At 47.2% G+C, this 20,361-nt stretch carries 15 protein-coding genes and 1 pseudogene; 7 read left to right on the forward strand and 9 right to left on the reverse strand.

The features are described from left to right. Positions 1-247: 247 nt before the first annotated feature. From ACFQNG_RS10375 to ACFQNG_RS10395, 5 genes are all read left to right on the forward strand, one after another. Complete coding sequence (locus ACFQNG_RS10375) at positions 248-1,630, forward strand: GH1 family beta-glucosidase (protein WP_379864857.1); 1,383 nt, start codon at positions 248-250, stop codon at positions 1,628-1,630. Positions 1,631-1,921: 291 nt separating this feature from the next. Further along, entirely contained in the window at positions 1,922-2,941 is a 1,020-nt protein-coding gene (locus ACFQNG_RS10380) for a glycoside hydrolase family 64 protein (protein WP_379864871.1), read from the forward strand. Between the two features lie 350 nt (positions 2,942-3,291). Continuing rightward, positions 3,292-5,481, forward strand: coding sequence for a DNA topoisomerase III (locus tag ACFQNG_RS10385; RefSeq protein ID WP_379864858.1), 2,190 nt, complete (start codon positions 3,292-3,294; stop codon positions 5,479-5,481). 392 nt (positions 5,482-5,873) lie between these two features. After that, on the forward strand, positions 5,874-6,332 hold the full coding sequence (locus ACFQNG_RS10390) for a hypothetical protein (protein WP_379864859.1): 459 nt from the start codon (positions 5,874-5,876) through the stop codon (positions 6,330-6,332). Between the two features lie 225 nt (positions 6,333-6,557). Continuing rightward, positions 6,558-8,024 (forward strand): erythromycin esterase family protein, encoded by a 1,467-nt coding sequence (locus ACFQNG_RS10395; protein WP_379864860.1) that lies wholly within the window; start codon positions 6,558-6,560, stop codon positions 8,022-8,024. Between the two features lie 174 nt (positions 8,025-8,198). Here the strand turns inward: ACFQNG_RS10395 and ACFQNG_RS10400 are convergent, their stop codons facing one another. From ACFQNG_RS10400 to ACFQNG_RS10435, 8 genes and pseudogenes are all read right to left on the reverse strand, one after another. Next, on the reverse strand, positions 8,199-9,212 hold the full coding sequence (locus ACFQNG_RS10400; protein ID WP_379864861.1) for a LacI family DNA-binding transcriptional regulator: 1,014 nt from the start codon (positions 9,210-9,212) through the stop codon (positions 8,199-8,201). Positions 9,213-9,439: 227 nt separating this feature from the next. Continuing rightward, positions 9,440-9,664, reverse strand: coding sequence for a TetR-like C-terminal domain-containing protein (locus ACFQNG_RS10405; protein ID WP_379864862.1), 225 nt, complete (start codon positions 9,662-9,664; stop codon positions 9,440-9,442). 159 nt (positions 9,665-9,823) lie between these two features. Beyond that, a pseudogene (locus ACFQNG_RS10410) lies at positions 9,824-10,006 on the reverse strand (MBL fold metallo-hydrolase); the annotation flags it as partial. Between the two features lie 255 nt (positions 10,007-10,261). After that, positions 10,262-11,590, reverse strand: coding sequence for an MFS transporter (locus tag ACFQNG_RS10415; RefSeq protein ID WP_379864863.1), 1,329 nt, complete (start codon positions 11,588-11,590; stop codon positions 10,262-10,264). Continuing rightward, positions 11,577-14,087 carry a PEP/pyruvate-binding domain-containing protein gene (locus tag ACFQNG_RS10420; protein ID WP_379864864.1) on the reverse strand — a complete coding sequence of 837 codons (2,511 nt, stop codon included), beginning with the start codon at positions 14,085-14,087 and terminating at the stop codon, positions 11,577-11,579. The genes ACFQNG_RS10415 and ACFQNG_RS10420 overlap by 14 nt, the downstream gene beginning before the upstream one ends. A 27-nt stretch (positions 14,088-14,114) precedes the next feature. Continuing rightward, positions 14,115-14,684 carry a TetR/AcrR family transcriptional regulator gene (locus ACFQNG_RS10425; RefSeq protein WP_379864865.1) on the reverse strand — a complete coding sequence of 190 codons (570 nt, stop codon included), beginning with the start codon at positions 14,682-14,684 and terminating at the stop codon, positions 14,115-14,117. A 350-nt stretch (positions 14,685-15,034) separates the two neighbouring features. Beyond that, positions 15,035-16,384 carry a sensor histidine kinase gene (locus tag ACFQNG_RS10430; protein ID WP_379864866.1) on the reverse strand — a complete coding sequence of 450 codons (1,350 nt, stop codon included), beginning with the start codon at positions 16,382-16,384 and terminating at the stop codon, positions 15,035-15,037. Continuing rightward, positions 16,381-17,067 carry a response regulator gene (locus ACFQNG_RS10435; RefSeq protein ID WP_379864867.1) on the reverse strand — a complete coding sequence of 229 codons (687 nt, stop codon included), beginning with the start codon at positions 17,065-17,067 and terminating at the stop codon, positions 16,381-16,383. Before ACFQNG_RS10435 ends, ACFQNG_RS10430 begins: the two co-directional genes overlap by 4 nt. Before the next feature lie 176 nt (positions 17,068-17,243). Here ACFQNG_RS10435 and ACFQNG_RS10440 point away from each other — a divergent pair, with 176 nt between their 5' ends. Both ACFQNG_RS10440 and ACFQNG_RS10445 read left to right on the forward strand, forming a co-directional pair. Continuing rightward, positions 17,244-17,768, forward strand: coding sequence for a hypothetical protein (locus tag ACFQNG_RS10440; protein WP_379864868.1), 525 nt, complete (start codon positions 17,244-17,246; stop codon positions 17,766-17,768). 43 nt (positions 17,769-17,811) lie between these two features. Next, a complete protein-coding gene (locus ACFQNG_RS10445) occupies positions 17,812-18,330 on the forward strand; it encodes a hypothetical protein (protein ID WP_379864869.1) in 519 nt (172 codons plus the stop codon). Between the two features lie 227 nt (positions 18,331-18,557). Here ACFQNG_RS10445 and argS read toward each other — a convergent pair whose 3' ends face one another. After that, entirely contained in the window at positions 18,558-20,240 is a 1,683-nt protein-coding gene (argS, locus tag ACFQNG_RS10450; RefSeq protein WP_379864870.1) for an arginine--tRNA ligase, read from the reverse strand. Positions 20,241-20,361: the final 121 nt, after the last annotated feature.

The following is a 20,361-nucleotide window of genomic DNA, read 5'->3' on the forward strand; positions in this document are numbered from 1 at the left end:
GGGATGGGCTGATGAGACAGCCCTGAACTTGGAAGTTGTCCAAAGCAGAAATGGATTGAGGACATGAACTATCCAAGAATCCCACGGCTTCAGACGTGTGGAGTCTCAATTGAGCAACAAGAGGAGGGGGGAGCGGAGCAGGATGAAAAATAATACTATTTGCAAAAATGAGTTGACTGGATCGAATGATCTACCATATCATTCTTTATAGAAACCGGTTTCTGAATGGAGATAAGGAGAGAAGAGTGTGAACCGACCATTTCCAAAGGATTTTTTATGGGGTGTGGCCACTTCCGCTGCCCAGATCGAAGGCGGAGCATGGGCGGATGGCAAAGGAGAATCCATTTGGGATCGCTTTTGTCGCATCCCCGGAAAAGTGAAAAATGGAGATCGCTTAGACGTCGCGTGTGACCATTACCATTTGTTTTCCCAAGATGTGCGATTGTTAAAAGAATTGCAAGTGAATACTTATCGTTTTTCGGTCAGTTGGCCGCGTATTTTCCCTGCTGGGGCGGGAAGCCCGAATCAGAAGGGGCTGGATTTTTACAAGCGCTTGATTGAGGCGTGCCTGGAGAACGGGATCCAACCGTCGTTAACCATTTATCATTGGGATTTGCCACAGGCCTTGCAGGATAAAGGCGGCTGGGTGAATCGCGATATGGTTGATTATTTCCTTGAGTATGCGCTTACTCTCTTCCGTGAGCTTGGGGATGTCGTGTCCATGTGGACGACACACAATGAGCCTTGGGTAATCAGTTATCTGGGTTATGGCAATGGCATTCACGCCCCGGGATATGCGAATGTTCCCTTGTTTCTTAAAGTGGCCCATCATTTGTTGCTGTCGCATGGAAAAACGGTCAAAGCGTTCCGGAATGACGGGCCGAAAGACGGGAAGGTTGGTTTGACGCTAAACATGTCCCCGTGTTATCCCGTTGATGAGCAGGCGGAAAACAAACAGGCGGCGCGCATCTATGACGGGTTTTTAAATCGTTGGTTCATCGATCCCGTTGTGAAAGGAGCTTATCCGCAAGATATGACGGCCCTTTATGAACGAACGCTCCCCATCCCTTTCGATTATATCCAAGAAGAGGATATGCAAATGATCAACGAGCCGATCGATTTTATTGGAATCAATTACTATAGTCCAACGACATTAAGAGCCGATCCCCTCGCTGATGGACCCTTTCCGTTTTTGGGGGTTGAACCTGTCGCGACAAGTGGCCCTGTCACGGATATGGGGGAAGGATGGGAAATCAATCCCGATGGCCTGAAAGATCTTTTGCTCCGCTTGCATCGTGATTATCAAGGACTTCCCATCTATGTTCATGAAAACGGCGCGGCTTATGATGACCAAGTGGAGGCGGACGGTTCCATTCAGGACAGAAAACGGATTCAATATTTGCGTTCCCACATTCTGGCTTGCCAAGAAGCTTTGCAGGCGGGAGTTCCTTTGAAAGGGTATTATGTCTGGTCGCTCATGGACAATTTTGAATGGGCGTTCGGTTATGATAAGAGATTTGGGATCGTCCATGTGGATTTTGAAACGCTTAAGCGGACGCCCAAACAAAGCTTTTATTGGTATCGTCAACTTATTCGACAACAAGGAGTCGTCCCGGACATTTCGATATAAAAATAATGATATGGGGAATGTGAGCCAGTCGATTCATCATGTTGAAACCATTATTTTATTATTATTTATAATAGTATGATTGACAAATAATCAGAAATATCCTATTATTTATTTACCTGCAATAGAAACCGGTTTCCGAATAATTGTGGATTGAAATGGCAGTTTCAGAAGATGGGTAAACAAACGGTTGAGAAAACCATGTCGTAAGCGGCAGGCTCAAATGAAATGGAGGTTATGTGGATGTTGAGAAGGAGAATCTACTCGTTCTGTTTGATCTGCGCATTGGTGGGCATGTCTTTGTTCACTTCTTCAGCCGCATCGGCCGCTTCACCTTCGATCGGCTCGATTCCGGCGTCTTCCATACCGGCGCCGACCGGAAATGGGGTCATGACGGTGAAGGTCATGAATGGAACCAATGGCGCTTATTCAGACAGTCAAATTTACTGGGGTGTCCTTGGAATTAACCCGGACACGGGCCGTTGGAGTTATTTGGACTTGAATGGCAATCTGCAGCCGATTTCCACCGCGTTGAATGACGCTCCCGGCCATTTGACGAAAAATGGGGCCAACTATGCGAACATCTATCACAAAATAAGCGATGCCCCATGGGTAAGCCTGCCCAGGATCACATCCGGCAGAATGTTTCTTTGCGTTGGTTCTCCATGCTACATTAAAACGTATGATAACGGATTTGCCGGACCGGACATCAATAACCCGACCGACCCCAACCTGAATGTTTATTTTGATTTTGTGGAATTTACCGTTGACGCGACCGGTTATCATGGTAACACAACCCGGGTCGACGGATTTGGCTTCCCCATCCAGCACAGATTGGTAAACAAAGCCGGAAATTATGACAAAACCGTCGGTGAACTTGAATCCGAAACCCGCGCCGGTTTATTCAGCAAATACGCGAATGAGGTGCCTTCCGAATTTAAATCGCTCGCCACCGTTCAAGCTCCTTACCGGATTGTCGCCCCCATTCACGGTTCTTTTGCCGCTGGCCGCGAAAATGCCAATTACTTTGCCGGTTATTCCAACCTGTCCACACAGGACATTTTCAGATGCGATGGCGGCGCTTCCGACCCCCGCACTTGCGCCGCTATAAACCGACATGTCTACAATGATAGCGATTGGAACAATGTCAGCAACTATTATAAAGCCGCTCCCGCCAATTACTATGCGAAATTCTGGCATGACCATAGCATCGATCGATTGGCGTACGGCTTCGCATATGACGATGTGAACAATCAAGCGGCTTATCTTGAAGTCGGCGACCCCAAAGGATTGATCATCAGGGTTGCTTGGTGATCAACTGATGATCGATTGAACTGTTCATCATTGTAGGATTTGAGAGTGTCTTATCGTGGATATAAGAGTTGTTGGTTTAAAGCAGATAAACAGCCTTCTCCTATCAAACGGGAGAAGGCTTTAAGTCGTTTATCTCTTTGCGAGCGAAAAAAACTGGTTTCAGCTATGGGGATAAGAGCGAGCGTTGGACGAGGGACAGTTTCATAAATATGATTAAGAGAGTCGAAGCCCAAATAGCGGTTGCCTGATCATCCGTGCAGGTTTGGTTTCGTGCCTTCCTTTGTTATAGAATAGTGTTGGCATGATTTAATAAAAGAAGAAACAGCATGGTTGTTTGAGAGGATGTTAAGATGAGCAAATCAGTGGTGTTGGCGGAAAAGCCTTCCGTAGGCAGAGATATAGCCAAAGTATTACGTTGTCACAAACAGGGGAATGGGTATTTTGAAGGAGACAAATACATCGTGACATGGGCTTTTGGGCATCTGGTCACATTGGCCGATCCCGAAGCGTATGGAGAGACATTCAAGACTTGGCGCTTGGAAGATTTGCCCTTGCTTCCGGACCGTTTGAAATTAGTTGTGATCAAAAAAACGGGCAAGCAATTCCAACAGGTAAAGAAGCTGCTGTCAAGGCCGGATGTGAGAGAGATCGTCATCGCCACCGACGCCGGACGGGAAGGGGAGTTAGTGGCGAGATGGATTATCGACAAGGCGCATGTGAAAAAGCCGATTAAGCGCCTTTGGATCTCTTCGGTTACGGATAAAGCGATCATAGAGGGTTTCCAACAATTAAGGGATGGCAAACAGTACGAAAATCTGTACGCCTCGGCCGTGGCCCGGGCGGAAGCTGACTGGATGGTGGGGATCAACGCGACGCGGGCCTTGACGTGCAAGCATAATGCCCAACTTTCGTGCGGTCGGGTGCAAACTCCCACATTGGCGATGATTGCCCAGCGGGAAACGGAAATCAGGAACTTCAAACCGAGGACTTTTTACGGAATCGAAGCAATCGCGGATAGCGGATTGAAACTGGTATGGCAAGACAGCAAAACGAAGGATTGGAGAAGTTTCTCAAAAGAGACGTGCGATTCGGTTCTGGCCACGCTGAAAAACCGGGATGCAATCGTCACGGAAGTGAAGAAAGTGAAGAAAAAGAGCTTTGCGCCCCCTCTTTATGATTTGACGGAATTGCAAAGAGAGGCCAACCAACGCTTCGGTTTTTCCGCGAAGGAAACGTTGTCCACCTTGCAAGGGCTATATGAACATCATAAGGTCCTGACTTACCCGAGAACGGATTCCAGGTATCTCTCGACCGATATCGTGGATACGTTGCCTGACCGCATCGAAGCTTGCCGGATCGGGCCGTATGTCGGTTTGGCCCAACAGGCGCGCAAAGCTTTGAAACCGAACAAGCACTTTGTGGATAACAGCAAGGTTTCGGACCACCATGCAATTATTCCAACCGAAGAACCGGTCTTTTTGGACAAGTTGAGCGCCAAAGAGAGAAAGATCTATGATCTTGTCGTAAGAAGGTTTCTGGCCGTGATGTACCCGCCATTTGAGTACGAGCAGACCACGGTCCAAGCGAAAATCGGCGATGAGACGTTTATCGCAAGGGGAAAAGTAATCCTGTCTCAGGGATGGAAACAAGTGTACGGTGACCAGCTGGAAGAAGAAAGAGCAGAGGGAATCAAGGAGCAAATCTTGCCGAAGATCACGAAAGGAGACCGGTTGGAGATCCGCTCCATCACCCTGACCAAGGGAGAGACCCAACCGCCGGAACCGTTCACTGAAGGAAGTTTGCTCGCCGCGATGGAGAATCCGGTCAAATATATGGGCAACGAACGGAAAGATTTGATTAAAACGATGGGGGAAACAGGTGGGCTTGGTACGGTGGCGACCCGGGCGGACATTATTGAAAAGCTGTTTGACAGCTTCCTGATCGAGAAGAGGGGCAAGCATATTCACATTACCTCCAAAGGAAAACAACTGCTTGATTTGGTTCCTGAAGAGCTGAAATCACCAGCATTGACCGCCAAATGGGAACAGAAGCTGGGATTGATCGCCAAAGGGAAATTAAATAAGGCTTCGTTTATTGGAGAAATGAGAAGTTATGCGAAAGCGGTGGTCCGGGAGATCAAAGAGAGCGAAAAAACGTTTAAGCATGACAATCTGTCAACGAGCAGATGCCCTGACTGTGGCAAGCGGTTATTGGAAGTGAAGAGCAAAAAGGGGCAGATGCTGGTCTGCCAGGACCGGGCTTGCGGTTACCGGAAAGGCATTGCCCGAGTGACCAATGCGCGATGCCCTGAATGTAGGAAAAAGATGGAATTGCGCGGGGAAGGGCAAGGCCGGATTTTTGTCTGCGGTTGTGGCTATCGCGAGAAGTACGCATCTTTCCAAGAGCGAAAGAATAAAGAAAAGAAGAGTATGGTATCAAGGCGAGAGATTTCCCAATACCTGAAACAGCAGAACCAGCAACAAGAGGAGGGACATCCAGCCTTGAAAGAAGCGTTGGCCAAGTTGTTCCAGCAAGACTGATCAGGGATCGAAAGTACGTTGTATGGCGACATGAACCCATAGATTCAAATGTTGACTTCAGGACTCATTTTGTCACCAAACTCAGGAACCGGGTACACGGTTCCTTTTTTGTAGGGGTTGGCCAAAAAAATATTTAAAAAATTCATCGAATATCATGTGTCCGATGGAGGAAAACGGAAAGGTTTTGTTGAAAAGAGAAAACGATTGGAGGTGAAGTAGATGAAACGTCTGTATGGTGAGCCCCCTCAAGCCTAAGTTTTTACATAGGGATGATAAGATTGGTCGTCCCGTTTACTGAATAATGGGACAAATCGGGATGAGACATTGTTACAAATGATAAGCCCTTCTATGCTGTTGAAGGGCTTTTTGATTGGAGATGGGAGGGAACAGTTATGCAATATAGGGATAAAAAGTTATACCGTGTGTTTAGCCAATCGCAATCATTGATGGGAAACGCGGGCATCTTTTGCTTTGCCAGGCATTCAGAACATGCTCGACAATATTTTATAGATCGATATGTGCAAGAAGAATTAGAGAGAAACAGGGAGTATTATACAGGTCGGCTAGGGGAGACCGGGGACTTTTTATTTGTGGAACATTTTATTGACGACGCGGTGGAAGAAGGGCGAACCAAGCGTCTTTCTGAGAATAAGATCAATGAGTGGTTCTATCGTTATCCAACTTGGGCCGAACGTTTTATTCGTTACCATCGGAGGGAGACCGATTACTTGCCACATGAGATGTTGCGTTACATGGTACGCAAAGATGCGATGAGCGATGAAGTGATTTACGCCGAGATAGTCGATTACATAGATCTTGACGATGTAAAAGGGAAAAAGAATGTGATTTGAATCAGCGCTGCGACTATTTATGTCGGCTTATTTGCCCTCGGAAAAAAAACGAGGAAGACGGCGACTTTTGTCTTTCATTTGCAGAACATTGATGACTAAAAGGTTATCGGACATAACACATAATTCATAATGATAGCATTTAAATAAATTTCGTTTCTATTCAATGTTCGTTCAACTGCTGTTAAGGTACAAGATTTATAATATTTGTTGGAAGGGGGAGCTTGCATGATCAACAAAAGAAAATGGTATGCGCTCACAGTCGCAACCTGCCTGACTGTGACAACGCTTTTTTCAAGCAACGTTGGTTTGGCCGCAACCACCACTTCAGTTGAAGAGCCCGAGTGGACGACATGGTTGCAAAATCACTCCCATTCAGTGGAAAAGCTGGCACCTGGTGAAGGGGACACTTATGAGGACTTGCGTTTTTTAAAAAAGGCGTTAAAAGGGAAACGGGTCGTTCTTTTAGGGGAAAGCTCACACGGCGCAGCCGAATTTGATTCAACCAAGACAAGATGGATTCAATATTTGCATGAAGAATTGAATTATGATGTGGTCGCTTTTGAATCCGGCCTGGCCGAAACGGCGGCAGCCGACCTTCATGCGGGGCAAAATACGCCGTTAAATACGATGCGGGATTCGATTTACGGCATATGGCATGCGAAAGAAACCCTTCCGCTTTTTGAGTATTTGAAAAAAGAAAAGAATGGCAAAGATCCGCTCATCCTCGCTGGCTTTGATATGCAACCGCTGGGTACCTATCAAGGGTTTTTAAAAAGCTGGTTCCAAACAGTCAACCCGTCCATGGGAGAGAAGGCCTACCAAACGGAAAGTCAATTTTTGCACATATACGCCACCGAAACGGATGCGGAACGATTCCGTTCAGAAAAAGAAAAGCTGATTGCCGCTTACGAAGATCTCTTGAAGTTTGTGAGGGACAACAAAAAAGGGTTATCCGCCGTTTACCCCCAACATCCCCAATTAATCGCAATCACCGAATACGCACTTCAGGACCGCATTCACACCATCGATCGCATCTTGGAAAAATATATATTGTACGAAAAGTATTATCAGGAAGGGAATTACGAAGAAGCCAGGAAATACCTCGATGAAGGTTCCGCTTTACGTGATCAAGCGATGGCCGACCATCTCACCTGGGTAGCCGAAAAGTTGTATCCAAACAAAAAGATCATCGTATGGGCGCATAACATCCATATCCGAAAAGCCAATACGAAAACAGTCAATCCTTACAGAACATCGCTTCCCACCATGGGTCAGCTTTTGCCGGAACGTTTGAAAAAAGAATCTTATGTTGTTGGATTATACATGAACAAAGGGGTTTCCGCTCTGAACAACAGGGAGCCGGCGCCTGTCCGCCATCCCCACCCGGAAGGAAATCTGGAGTCGATTCTAAACAAAGCCGGACATGCCAATATATTTGTGGACATGTTGCACCAAAAGAACAAAAAAGGCACCAGTTGGATGTTCACTGAGCGCCAGGTGTTGGACTGGGGATTGTGGGATGAACAATTGGTGCCGCGCGAACAGTATGACGGCATATTGTTTATCGACGAGGTTCACATGCCGACATATATCAACAGCCAATCAAAGTCCCTGCAATCCAGGCAGCAGCCTCTCACGCATTCATCTTACCGGAAAGAGCAGAGGTTTCAAACATCGCTCTTTGGAAGTTAAAAACAGTTGATCCCTCGGGCCAGTTGACATGAGGAAGTTAGGACATGAAATGCCTAACTTCTTTTGTTTTTATCTCGGTGTGACCCCGCTTGGTCCGAGGCGAAGCAATAAACTAAAGCAGGAAGTAACTGAACTTCCTTCTTTTTCTTGTGGAAAGAACGGAGGCACCCGCATTCACTTCAATGGTTGCACGCTTTTACGCACAATCAGTTCCGTATTCATGACCAACGTGGTTTGGATGTTTCTGCCCTCCAGCATATCAATGAGCATTTGGGCTGACTGATACCCCATTTCATAGATGTTTTGCCCAATGGTGGTAAGGGGAGGGGAGCAATAACGGGCGATGGTGATATTGTCATAACCGACCACCGATATGTCTTCAGGCACTTTTTTGCCTAGGTTTTTGAGGGCTTGTAACACTCCCAACGCCATCAAATCGCTGGCGCAAAAGATGGCCGTCAAATCAGGATGGGATATCATCATCCGATAAGCGGCTTCCATCCCGCCGATTTCGGTAAACCGGCCATCCTCCATCCAAGTGGAATCTAAATCAATCCCATGTTCGGCCAGCGCTTCTTGATACCCTTGCAATCTTTTCCAACTCACATCGGCTTGATCATGTCCATTCACCATGCCGATTTTTCGGTGACCTTGGCCGATCAGATAGTTGATCGCTTTTTTGGCTCCGTTGACATTGTCGGAGGTCACAACACCCACATTTTTTCCCTTCAACGGAATATCGATCAACACGCACGGAATCGGTGAAGTCACGATTTCCTGCAAATAAGGGTCGTCCAAGCGAAGACCCATCATGATCACGCCATCCACTCCGCGTTCCTCGCACAAGGTTTTGTAAGACTTGATCATTTGCTTTTGGGGTGTTGTGCTAAACAGGACAAGATCATAATTTAGTTCACCAGCCCTGTCATTCATCCCGCACAGCAATTCGTAATTCAAATTGTCTTTGACGCCGCTTCGGGTAATGCCCGATATAAGCAAGCCCAGTGTTTTTGTTTTCTTCATCACAAGGCTTCGGGCAGCCATGTTGGGACTGTACCCCAATTCAGCGGCCACCCGTTCAATTTTTTTTCTGGTTTCTTCGTTTACATCCGGATATCCATTAAGGGCTCTGGAAACGGTAGTGATGGAAACACCCGCCTTTTTCGCCACATCTTTTATGGTTGTCATCATTTTCCTCCAAAGCGTTTTCTGTCTTGTATATTAATACTAGAGTGAATACCTGTTTTAATCAAGATATTTTCAATAATCAGAAATTTGTTCAATTTAACTATTATCAATTTAATTGCAATGATGAGCTGTCAAAATTAGATCGCGAAATTATACTAAAAATAACTTTGGTCACAAAAACGTTTTGAATTATTTCTTTATAAAATCTTCTATATCAAGAACTTTATCTATCTTTGATTCGGTTTGTTTTTCCAAAACGTTTTGCAAAAGTCTTTATTTTGCGTACTTAGGAAGAACGTTATTTTACCTTTTGAAATAATTTGTAGATTCACGATGTCATTTCCCGCCCGCTGAACGTCCGGATTCTGTGGATCAGGGGCGCGAAGGGTCGCCTCATACAATCCTGGGTGAGCGCGAGCAAATGACACATAGGCTTTTCCCCACGCATGCACCGCATCATCGCCGGACAGACCGACGGCTGCGAGTGTCTAAGAGCGGTGAAGTTGCTCCATACCGAAGATGGCGAACTTATGGCGTAAGTTGGAGTTTTTGGGCCAACGAAGCCAACGTCACCTTATCGAAGCCTTGTGTGTCGGCAATTTCTGCGGCCAAATGATCTTTGTAATCGGCTTACCGATCTCTCTGGCCGCCTGCAAGATTCCTTTTGAGCTGTAATGCAGTGCGGCGTCAACCAGAGTCAAACCATCGTCTTCCTCCACGAGATAACAATTGACGGGGAAAAAACGCGGCAGAAAAGTCAATTGGTAAATGGTCTTTTCTTTGATCATTCTCATGTGGTTGATCTCCTCTCTATCATCAAAAACTAATGTTATTAGTTATTTTGCTAGTGGAGATTTTCCGTTTTTATATGCTGAAATCTTCGGGAAAATGAACAGGAGGAGGTCGGCATTTCTCATGATCAAGAGGGGGATGATTATGAATTTTGTGGTGAAAGGGGAGCCGAGGCGGATGGTTGCCAGGGGATCATATGAATGTGATCTAATTAAATGACCACTCCCACCTGTAGAGGTGGGAGTGGTTGGTTTTTCTTAAACCGATTCTTTGCTGGGAGCAACGCCTTCCAATTCAATGCCCCTTGATGTCACAATACCCAACACGGACATGATGATCAACACAAAAAACAACGTGGAAGAGCCAACCAATAAACTGACCAATGTGGATGAAATCATGCTGCCAAAGTAGCGAAACGTGGAAAAGATCCCTGATGCCGAACCGGACATCTCTTTGTTGACCGATTGCAACGAAGCCATTTGCATTGCCGACATTCCCAGGCCGCCAGCGATCCCCCCAACGATCAAGGCAATGATGAGATACGGAATCTTGTCGACCAGATTGAGCCCAAGATACAACATGCTGGCCAAGACCGACACCACAAACGACAAGGCAATCATTTTCCGATTGCCCCACCGTGTGGTCAGCTGTCCGCCGATCCAACCCGCCAAAGACATGGAAATCGAAAAGACAAACATGATCAGCCCCACTTTTTGTGTGGTCAACTTAAAGTCGGTTTCCAAAATGAGCGGCATCGCCAACAAAGTGGCGTACATCACAAAGTTGCTCAGCAGAATGGAGAGGTTGGCCGTGGCAAATGTGCTGTTTTTAAACAATGAAAATTGAATCAGCGGCTCTTCCACCCTGATTTCGCGCAGGACAAAAAGAACAGCAAACAAAATCAACAGCGCACCCATAATCAGATATCCCCTTGTCGATTGGGGATGGGTCAGCAAGATCAACAGAGTGAAACTGACGGCCAAATAAAGCGACCCCAACAAATCCAAGGGAGTTGGCTTCCGCTCATCCTGTTTGGGCAAAACAAACAGCGTTGCGCCAATGGCGAACAACAGAAAGGGAACATTGACCCAGAAAATCGATTTCCAACCCCACAGGCTGATCAAAGTGGACCCAAGCAGGGGGCCGAACGCCGCCCCCAGTCCCATGCCCATTCCCAACAGTCCAAGCACTTTTGCCAAACGCCGTTTGGAAACGGCCAAGCGAATAATGGCCATGGCGTTTGGTGAAATCAACGCGCCGCCGATCGCCTGCAGCGAACGGAAGGCAATGAGCCAAGGCAGATTGAACGAGAAAGCGCACGCGACGGAGGAGATCAAAAAGAGAAGCAAACCCCACAGATAGATGCGCCGATAACCATAAATGTCTCCCAATTTGCCGGCAATCGGTTGCGTCACGGCCATGGCGATCAAATAAATGGTTACCACCCACGAAATGGAAGCGAGGCTTTCGTGGAAATAACCGGAAATCGACGATAAGCCGACAGCGATCATGGTGGAATTGATCGGGACGATAATGGTTCCCGCCAACAACGACACGATTAAAAGAAGTTCTTTATTCCGATTCATGGATGATCACCATGCCATTGTCGCCGTCAACCGTCACAACGTCGCCATCTTTCAATCGGGAGGTAGCCACTTTGGTTCCCAATACGGCGGGCAGTTTATATTCACGGGCGATGATTCCCGAGTGGGACAAAATGCCGCCCGCGTCGGTAATGATCGCTGAGGCCACCGGGAAGAGAAACGTCCAAGATGGAGTGGTTGTTTGGCAAACCAACACATCCCCTTTTTCCAACTTGGAAAATTCCTCTTCATTGCGGATCACTTTCACCTTGCCGGTGTAGGTGCCCCGTGCGGCGGCGAATCCTTTGATCGTTTGGTTTTCCGCTTCCTCCGATTCCTCAAGGGAACCAAGCATGCCCGCAAGGTGGGGATGGGCGAGAAGCTCTTTGGGCGGGGTTCCAAAGTGGGATGGGACGCGTTTTTGTCGGTTTTCCGCAAATTCCGCTTTCCGTTCGGCAATGAGTGGTTTCAACTCTTTCGGGTTTGCCAGCGCATGCTTCAATTCATCCAAGTATAGATAAAAAATATCTTCCTTATCTGTAACGATGCCATGTTTGACCATCGTTTTCCCGACATTTAACAGGAATAGGCGAGCTTTGGCCGACAGCATCGCATCGATATAGAAATGATGGTCATCATGCACACATTTGCCTGCCAAAGCCCAGTCATACACTTGCATAAATTGCCGCTTCCGCTCACTGTCGGGCAGGCTTTGGATACATTCCGCGTATTTTTGCTCCCGTTCTTTTACCATTCGCGCATATTCTTCATCAAAGTTGTAGCCTGTTTTAATGAAGGCTTGGATATGGGAAAGCGGCACGGACATGTCTTCAATCCATGTTTGGCCAAGAAACTCATGTGTATTGGTCTTGTTGTAACCATATTCGGACATCATGTTCTTCACTGCCGCAAGAAACGCGCTTCCTTCTTCGGTGGCGGCCAATCTTGCGGCCAAGCGATCCGCCGGCACGTGCGTAAACTCATTTAAAACCACGGGGTTTTGTTTCGCTTGCTCCGCCAATTTCCACAGTTCCCGGTCTGTTTCCAGCGACTTGTTCATGACGCCGACCAAGAGCTCATGCAGGAAGAGGGGGTCTTTTTTGTTTGTCAATTGTTCATGCAATTTCTCCAATAATTGCATGATGGCGCCGTAAGGGCCTACCACATCAAAGTGAACTTCCCACGCTTTGTGATAAAACTGAAAAAGCTCATCCACTTTCCTAAGGGCCTCATCCAAAGTCAATTCCGCTTGGCTGTCTTGGTCCAATTTCTCATAGTGCGGCATTAATTCCTTTTCAATCGCTTCATAAAGCCGCTTTTTGATGATCGGGAATAAAGGCCGCATGAATTCCTGATGTTTGGCCAATTGTTCCTCCATGTCGCCCGTAAATGGCGTCATCGATTGATATATGTGACCCAGGTGAACTTTCGTTTGGGATTCGCCCAATGGGAAATGCATTCTGCCGAACGCGGCGTTGAAACCATGGTTGAAGGCCGGGACTATGAACGACGCGAACAATGGGCTTTTTGCCCCGGCGATATGGTCTTCATTATAAAACCAAAACTTGTCTTTTTTGTCTTCTTCGTTTAATATGATCGACCATTGGAATTCGGATACCGTAGTGGTAATCGGACGGGCTTGAAGCAAATAAATCGCTCCCTTTTGCATGCCGAATTCCATATCGACCGGATGACCGTAGATGCGCTCCACCCGTTTCGCGATCTCCGCCAACTTGAGCACATCGCGATCGGACAAGCAATATTGGTTCCGTTCCTCTTCTGTTGTGTCCACCGTAGTCGTACCTGTCACACCGGCTAACATTTTCACTTCTTTTAAACCAAGCTCTTTTTCAATGTGATCATTTTCCTTTTTGACAATATACAAATCCGGTGTGGCGATGCCCGACACAATCGCTTCACCCAACCCGTAACTGGCATTGATCACGACCTCGTGCGGGTTTTTGGTGATGGGATTGGCACTGAACATCACCCCGGACACTTCGGAATAAACCATGCCTTGCACGGCTACACCCATCGACAGATCCGCGAGGGCAATGTTCATCTTATCTAGATATTGAAACACCTGCGCAGTAAACATCGAAGCCCAACACGCTTTCAACTTGGCCAAGAGTTCCTCAAAAGTCGTCACATTTAAGTAAGTTTCGTACTGCCCCGCAAATGAAGCCCCTTCCAAATCTTCCGCAGCGGAAGAGGAGCGAACCGCAACCGCATCATAGGACTCCAGCAATCGGTCAAAATTCGCTTTGATTTCTTCCTTCACATCATCCGGGATGTCGATCGCAGGCAATTTCCTTTCCAAATCCCTTGGTTTCTTCAAGTCCAGCCGATTCGCTTGCAGAGTGCGGGACAAAGCATCCATTGCCACCACAAACCCATCCGGTACGGGCAATTGGTGATTTAATAAAATAGATAAATTTTTGGCTTTCGCTCCCACTGATTTTTCATATTGGGAAGCGTTTTGAAACGGAATGGTGTACATGGCAAATCCCCCATTTTTCGGAAAATGCTAAGGCATGAGCCCTCGCGCAATAATCCGGATTGATTCTATGACAAACTCCTCTTCCATCACATTGGAGATCATGGGTTCCATGCCCATCACCCCGCTGAAATTGATCTGCAATACGGTCAGCGCCGGGATTTCAGGATCAGTTGGCATCATTTTGCCTAATTGTTGCATCTTGACAAAGTAGTTGATCAACAGATTTTTCAGTTGTACCGGATTTTGATAAATCGCTTTCTCTTTTAACTCTGGCATCTGCTGGCTTTCTTTGATCAAGACAGTAAACACTTTTTTATTGGCGCTGATGAACGCTTGGTACTCCCGGCTGAAAAGCAACAGGTCGTGCTCCAGATCCCATCTCATGTTCTCTTGAAACACGCGTTCCAAAGGAACGGAAATGGAATATTTGTCCACCGCTGATTCCAAAATTTTTTGTTTCGAGCCAAAACAGCGAAAGAGCGTCATCTCACTGACGGATGCCGCTTTGGCGATCTCCTTCGTCGTCACGGCCTTGTATCCTTTTTCAGCCATTAATTCAATCGTGGCCGCGAGAATCTTTTCTTCGGTCGTTGTCATTGATTTGATCTGAATATCCTCCTGGTTTATGGAATCATGGTGTTAGTGATTACTAACATTCGGATCCATGATATCTCTTTGTAAATTTTTTGTCAATGAAATATTAATGAATGTTTAATCTTTTGTTAATAATTATTAATTGGAAAGAGAGAACCACCTGTTCAATCAACAGGTGGTTCTTTTATGGATATGTGAAATGCCTTGATAAGATGCCAGGGGGTCTTATCCGGAAAATGGGTTGGATCTATTAACTTGCCATGTATTTGGCAACCCGTACGCCAAGGGATTGCCAGTCTGTTTTTAGGCTTTATCGTTGTGGATCTGTTGAAGTGATTTCCGGCATGCTGCATTCACAAAGGTAGGTTGACGGTGAAGGCCGTACCCTGGCCCGGGCGGCTTTCAACTTCAATTGTTCCGTTATGGGCCAACACGAATTCCTTCGCAATCGCGAGTCCCAGGCCCATGCCGCCGCTGTTGCGCGTGCGTGCTCCATCCGTCCGGTAAAACCGGTTGAAGAGGAAAGGAAGATGCTCGGGTTCGATGCCGATTCCGGTGTCGGCGATCACAATCCGCAGAACGCCGCTCCCTCCATTCCGCGCCGTTTCCTTCTCAACGGTAACATTCACGGAGCCGCCCTCGGGGGTATAACGGACGGCATTGACGAGCAAGTTGAAGAAAACTTGTGTCATTCGATTCGGATCAACATGGATTGTGGCCGAATCGGCAATACAAGTAAGCGTGATTTCTATTCCTTTGCTATCGGCGTCGGGGGTGATTCGATCGATGATTCGCCGCAGCAGGGCGGGAATGTCAGTCGGTTGTCGTTCCAACGGCAACTTTTTCGCCTCGGCGAGCGATAACTGGTGAAGGTCGTCGACAAGGCGGGTTAAGCGGATCAGTTCATCCTGCATCGGCAGCAAGCTTTCCGGCGCGATGGGACGGCCGCCCTGCTGAACAAGATCCAGCTTGCCCCGAATAATCGTTAACGGCGTCCTCAGTTCATGCGCGACATCCGCAACCAGATTTCTCCGGACATCCTCGGCGCGCCTCAGTTGCTTGGACATTTTGTTGAACGCTTTCGCGACTTTTCCGTATTCATCTTCGGTCACAACAGGAGCCTGCACCCCGAATTCCCCCTTCCCCAAGCGATCGATAACGGGAATAAGCAACCTGAGCGGTGCCGTCAACCGCTTCGACAACCAATAGGCGACCAGAAGAGCGATCAGAACAAAAACGGTAGCCCCTGCAAACAACAGGAACGTCGTCGAATCGCGTATGCCCATTCGCAATCTGGAAATGTAGGCGACTCCCGGGTCGTAATAATACAAGAAAGCGATCGTTTCCCCACCCACCCGCACCCCGCTCCGAATCCCCATTTTCGTTACGGATCCGTAGCTGGCATCTCCGGCGGCATACAGTATTTTTTGGTTTCGGGACAATAACACGAAACTCGCATCCCGATTGTCGGTCCCTATTTCTTTGCCCACATTGACTTGCCGCACCCCGTCCCAAGAGCTGCCGTTTTTTTCGTAGTATCTGGCAAATCGATTGGACAACTCCCCCATTTCTTTTCTTCTGGCTGCCTTCACCATCAAGTCGAGCGAATCCCTCAAAACAATCTGAGTCACAAAGGCGAATACCAAACTCATCGCCACAATAAACGACGCCATGGCAACAAACAGTTTGCGGCTGACGCTCATAACCGGTCACCGAACCGGTAACCGAATCCATAGGCGGTTTGTATGTAGATGGGGTTGGACGGATCGTCTTCGATTTTTTTGCGGATGCGGCTAATATGGGCGTCCACCGTCCGCTCGTCATTCAAAATATCGTCTTCCAGCGCCGCCTGCAACAGTTGCAACCGGCTGTATACGATGCCTGGTCTTGAAGCGAGTGTGAGCAGGAGTTTGAACTCGGTAGGCGTGAGCGGAATTTCTTTGCCCCGTTTCCACACGCGGCACTGTGATTCCGAAATCGACAGTTCGCCGCGTTCTATCTGATGCTCGGAGAGTTCTGGTCCTTCTATGCGACGTAGCACGGAGCGGATCCGGGCGGCCAGTTCCCGCAAGGAAAAAGGTTTCGTGATGTAGTCGTCCGCACCCACTTCCAGTCCGATGATTTTGTCGGTTTCTTCCGCTCTTGCCGTCACCATAATAATGCCCATCCGGTTCATTTTGCGCAGCTCCCGGCATACTTCAATGCCGCTCAACTCCGGAAGCATCCAGTCAAGCACGACAAGGGAAGGTTTTTTCTCTTTGGCCTTCCGCAGGGCGTCATTTCCCGTTTTTGCCGTTATGATTTGAAACCCTTCCTGGCGTAAGAAGGGTTCCATGAATTCGAGCACTTTTTCTTCATCATCCACCAGCAACAATGTATGCGCCATCCCATTTCACATCCTTTCACACAGTCCGCCTTCTCACATTATAACCCTGATTCTGTTTGTTTCCGGAAATATCATCGAACCCGTAAAAGTTTGTCATAAGTTCACAACATCATGCTGTTAGTATGGACATAAATCGTTACAACCCGAATTCCCACCATGATTAGGAGGAGCAATCCATGAAGAAACGACACATCGCGTTCGCGTTCAGTCTGACGCAACTATGGGTGCTGATGAGCCTATTGGGCGCCATTTTATGCGAGACGTTAATGATATACCCCAATATTTTCTATGACATCCCACGCTCATTTGAAATCGGGATGAAGTTCATGGTCGTCAGAGGTCCACACGACTTCTTCCCGCCCATGGGTATGCTTGCCATGCTCACAGGCGTGGGATCCTTGATCTTCAATTGGCGTGTGAAGTCAGCTCGCTACTGGATCTTGGGCAGCGTGATGATTGTTTTTCTCGGCGAATTCCTGTTATCGATGGCTTATTTCTGGCCCCGAAACACGATTATGTTTGAAGAGGGTGCAGCGGTTCATTCGGTTGCCGTTCTAGAGCAGACTGCTCAAGAGTTTCAGGCAGGACATTGGTTAAGGGTTGCGGGGTGCGCAGCGGCTTCGGCCCTGTCATTCATGGGGTTCTTGAAGATCTACCGTCTCAGAATCTTGTCCCGGGATGCGCATCATAAGAGTAAGTAGCCGTTGGCGCGATTGACTCAAAAGTTGGAGGGATCATTTTAATATGGCTTACAGGCTTAATTTGAGGAAAAAGAACTTGTTGGTATCCATTCATGTTCTTTCTATTGTCGCGTGGTTTGGTGGAGCCATGTGCATGTTCATGCTGGGTCTCTATATGAAGAATGCCAAGAATGGGGAGCAGCTTTATTACATTTTATCCGATATGCATTTAATTGACGCAACATTGATCAGATATCCGGCTCTGGTCGTATTCATTTCCGGTGTTTTGCTGTCAGTATGGACTCAATGGGGGCTTGTGAAATATTACTGGATTGTCATCAAGCTGGTGTTGACCACCTTGATTATCATCTTCGGAATCATGTTTTTGGGTGACTGGTTATCGTTTCTCTTGGAAACGGCACATCACTACGGATTTACCGCATTGCAAAAACATGATTTTCAAACGACAAGTTTGTCGCTCATTTTAGCTTCCGCGATGAATATTTTGGCGATGACCATCATGACATGCGTTACTTACTTCAAGCCTTTCGGAAAGATAAAGAAAAGTGCGAAATCAACGTGACCGTCCGCTTTCATTTTTCTTAATCTGGCACCTGCGTTACCCCCCTTAGGTGAAGAGACAAGGTGATTCGGCATAAGGGGGGATTGATTTGCACTTGTATCGGATCGGGAAGTTCTCGGAACAAATCGCTCTATTCTTCACGTTGATTTTCGCCTAGATGATGGGGAATAGAGATGAAGAGCAATTTGTCGGTAGCCTCAACAGCCTGATTGCAGGCTGTTCTTCTTTTACATTGATTTGGGGGATTTGATCCCCAAAATGCGCAAACATTCTTCAATGACGGTCGCAACAGAAAAGACCAAATGCAGACGGGCTTCTCTGTCTTCCGAACCAAGAATGCGCACTTTGACATAATAACTGTTAAAGGCACGAGCAAGGTTTAGGGCATACCGGGCAATTTTGGATGGATCATAATCTTCCCATGCCTGTTTGGTCACTTCACCAAACTGGGAGAGAAGGGAGATAATGGGCCATGCTTCTTCTTCATCCAATGAATGGCCTGTTTTGGGAACAAAGTTTCCTGCCTTCCGCAACAACGAATGGCAACGAGCATGCGTATATTGCAAATAAGGCCCTGTTTCTCCATCAAAGTTCAACATTTGCTCAAAGGAGAAATCGACATCATTTGTGCGGAAATTTTTCAGGTCTTGGAAGATGACGGCCCCGATTCCCACCTGTTTCGCGACTTCATGCTTATTTTCCAATGCGGGGTTCTTTTGGTTGATGATTTGATAAGCGAGGTCCACCACTTGATTCAAGACTTCTTCCAGCAAGATCACTCGCCCTTTTCTGGTGGACATTTTCTTGCCGTTTTGCAACATCATGCCAAACGGGATATGAACCATGTCATTCGCCCAGTCAAAGCCCGCTTTGCGAAGAACCTGTTTGATTTGCTTGAAATGCAGGGTTTGTTCGCTTCCTACGACATATAGGGAGCGGGAGAAGTCGAAATTCCGCTTGCGGTACAAAGCGGTGGCGAGATCACGGGTGGCATAGATCGTGGCGCCATCGGACTTTTGAATGAGACAGGGAGGAAGATCAACCTCGTCCAATTTGACCACCAGGGCTCCTTCACTTTCTTCGATCAGTCCTTTTTCAGTCAGCATTTCCATCACTTCATCCATCTTGTCATTATAAAAGGCTTCCCCATGCAGATAATCAAACGAGACATCCAACAGATGATAGATGCGGAAAAACTCTTTTAACGATTCTTCGCGGAACCAGCTCCACAGCTCACGGGTTTGCTGATCCCCATCTTCAAGTTTTTTAAAGGTGCGTCGTCCTTCCTCGTTTAATTCGGGGTGCTTTTCGGCTTCTTCGTGAAACTTGACATACAGACGCAATAGTTCTGCAATGGGTTGTTGTCTTACCTTCTCTTCGTCACCCCATTTTAGGTAAGCCACAATCAGTTTTCCGAATTGCGTTCCCCAATCCCCCAAATGATTTATGCGTATGGGGCGATAGCCGTTTTTTGCGGCGAGGTTTGCGATCGCATTGCCAATCACTGTTGATCGCAGGTGGCCCATTGAAAATGGCTTGGCAATGTTTGGGCCGGAAAGATCGATAGGAACATTTCGGTTCTCGCCATCATTGTTTGAACCGTAATCTCCTTTCTGCAAGACAATTTGATTCAGCAATTCTTGGCTTATTCGTTTTCTGTCCAAGAAGACATTGACATAAGGCCCGACAGCATGAACCTTTGCGAAAAGGGGATGGTGAATGGAAGAGGCGATTTGTTGGGCGATTTCCTGAGGAGAACGCTTGAAGGCTTTTGCCCATGTGAAACAAGGGATGGCATAGTCCCCAAATGCAGAATTCTTCGGTTTTTCAATAACCAGTGCGATATTGTGATTTGTCGCTTGACCCAACGATTCTTTGAGAGCTTGCGTCACCATCAATTGAATGTCCATGTCATTCCTCCTGGTCTGTAGAATAAAAAACTCGTCTCCTGTATAGGAGACGAGTTTGAGAATGTTGACAAACCCTGCGAATCAACTTTGTTGATCGCAGGGTTTTTGTATATAAAAGGGA

The sequence above is a fragment of the Laceyella putida genome, from assembly GCF_042665195.1.
Lineage (GTDB): Bacteria > Bacillota > Bacilli > Thermoactinomycetales > Thermoactinomycetaceae > Laceyella > Laceyella putida.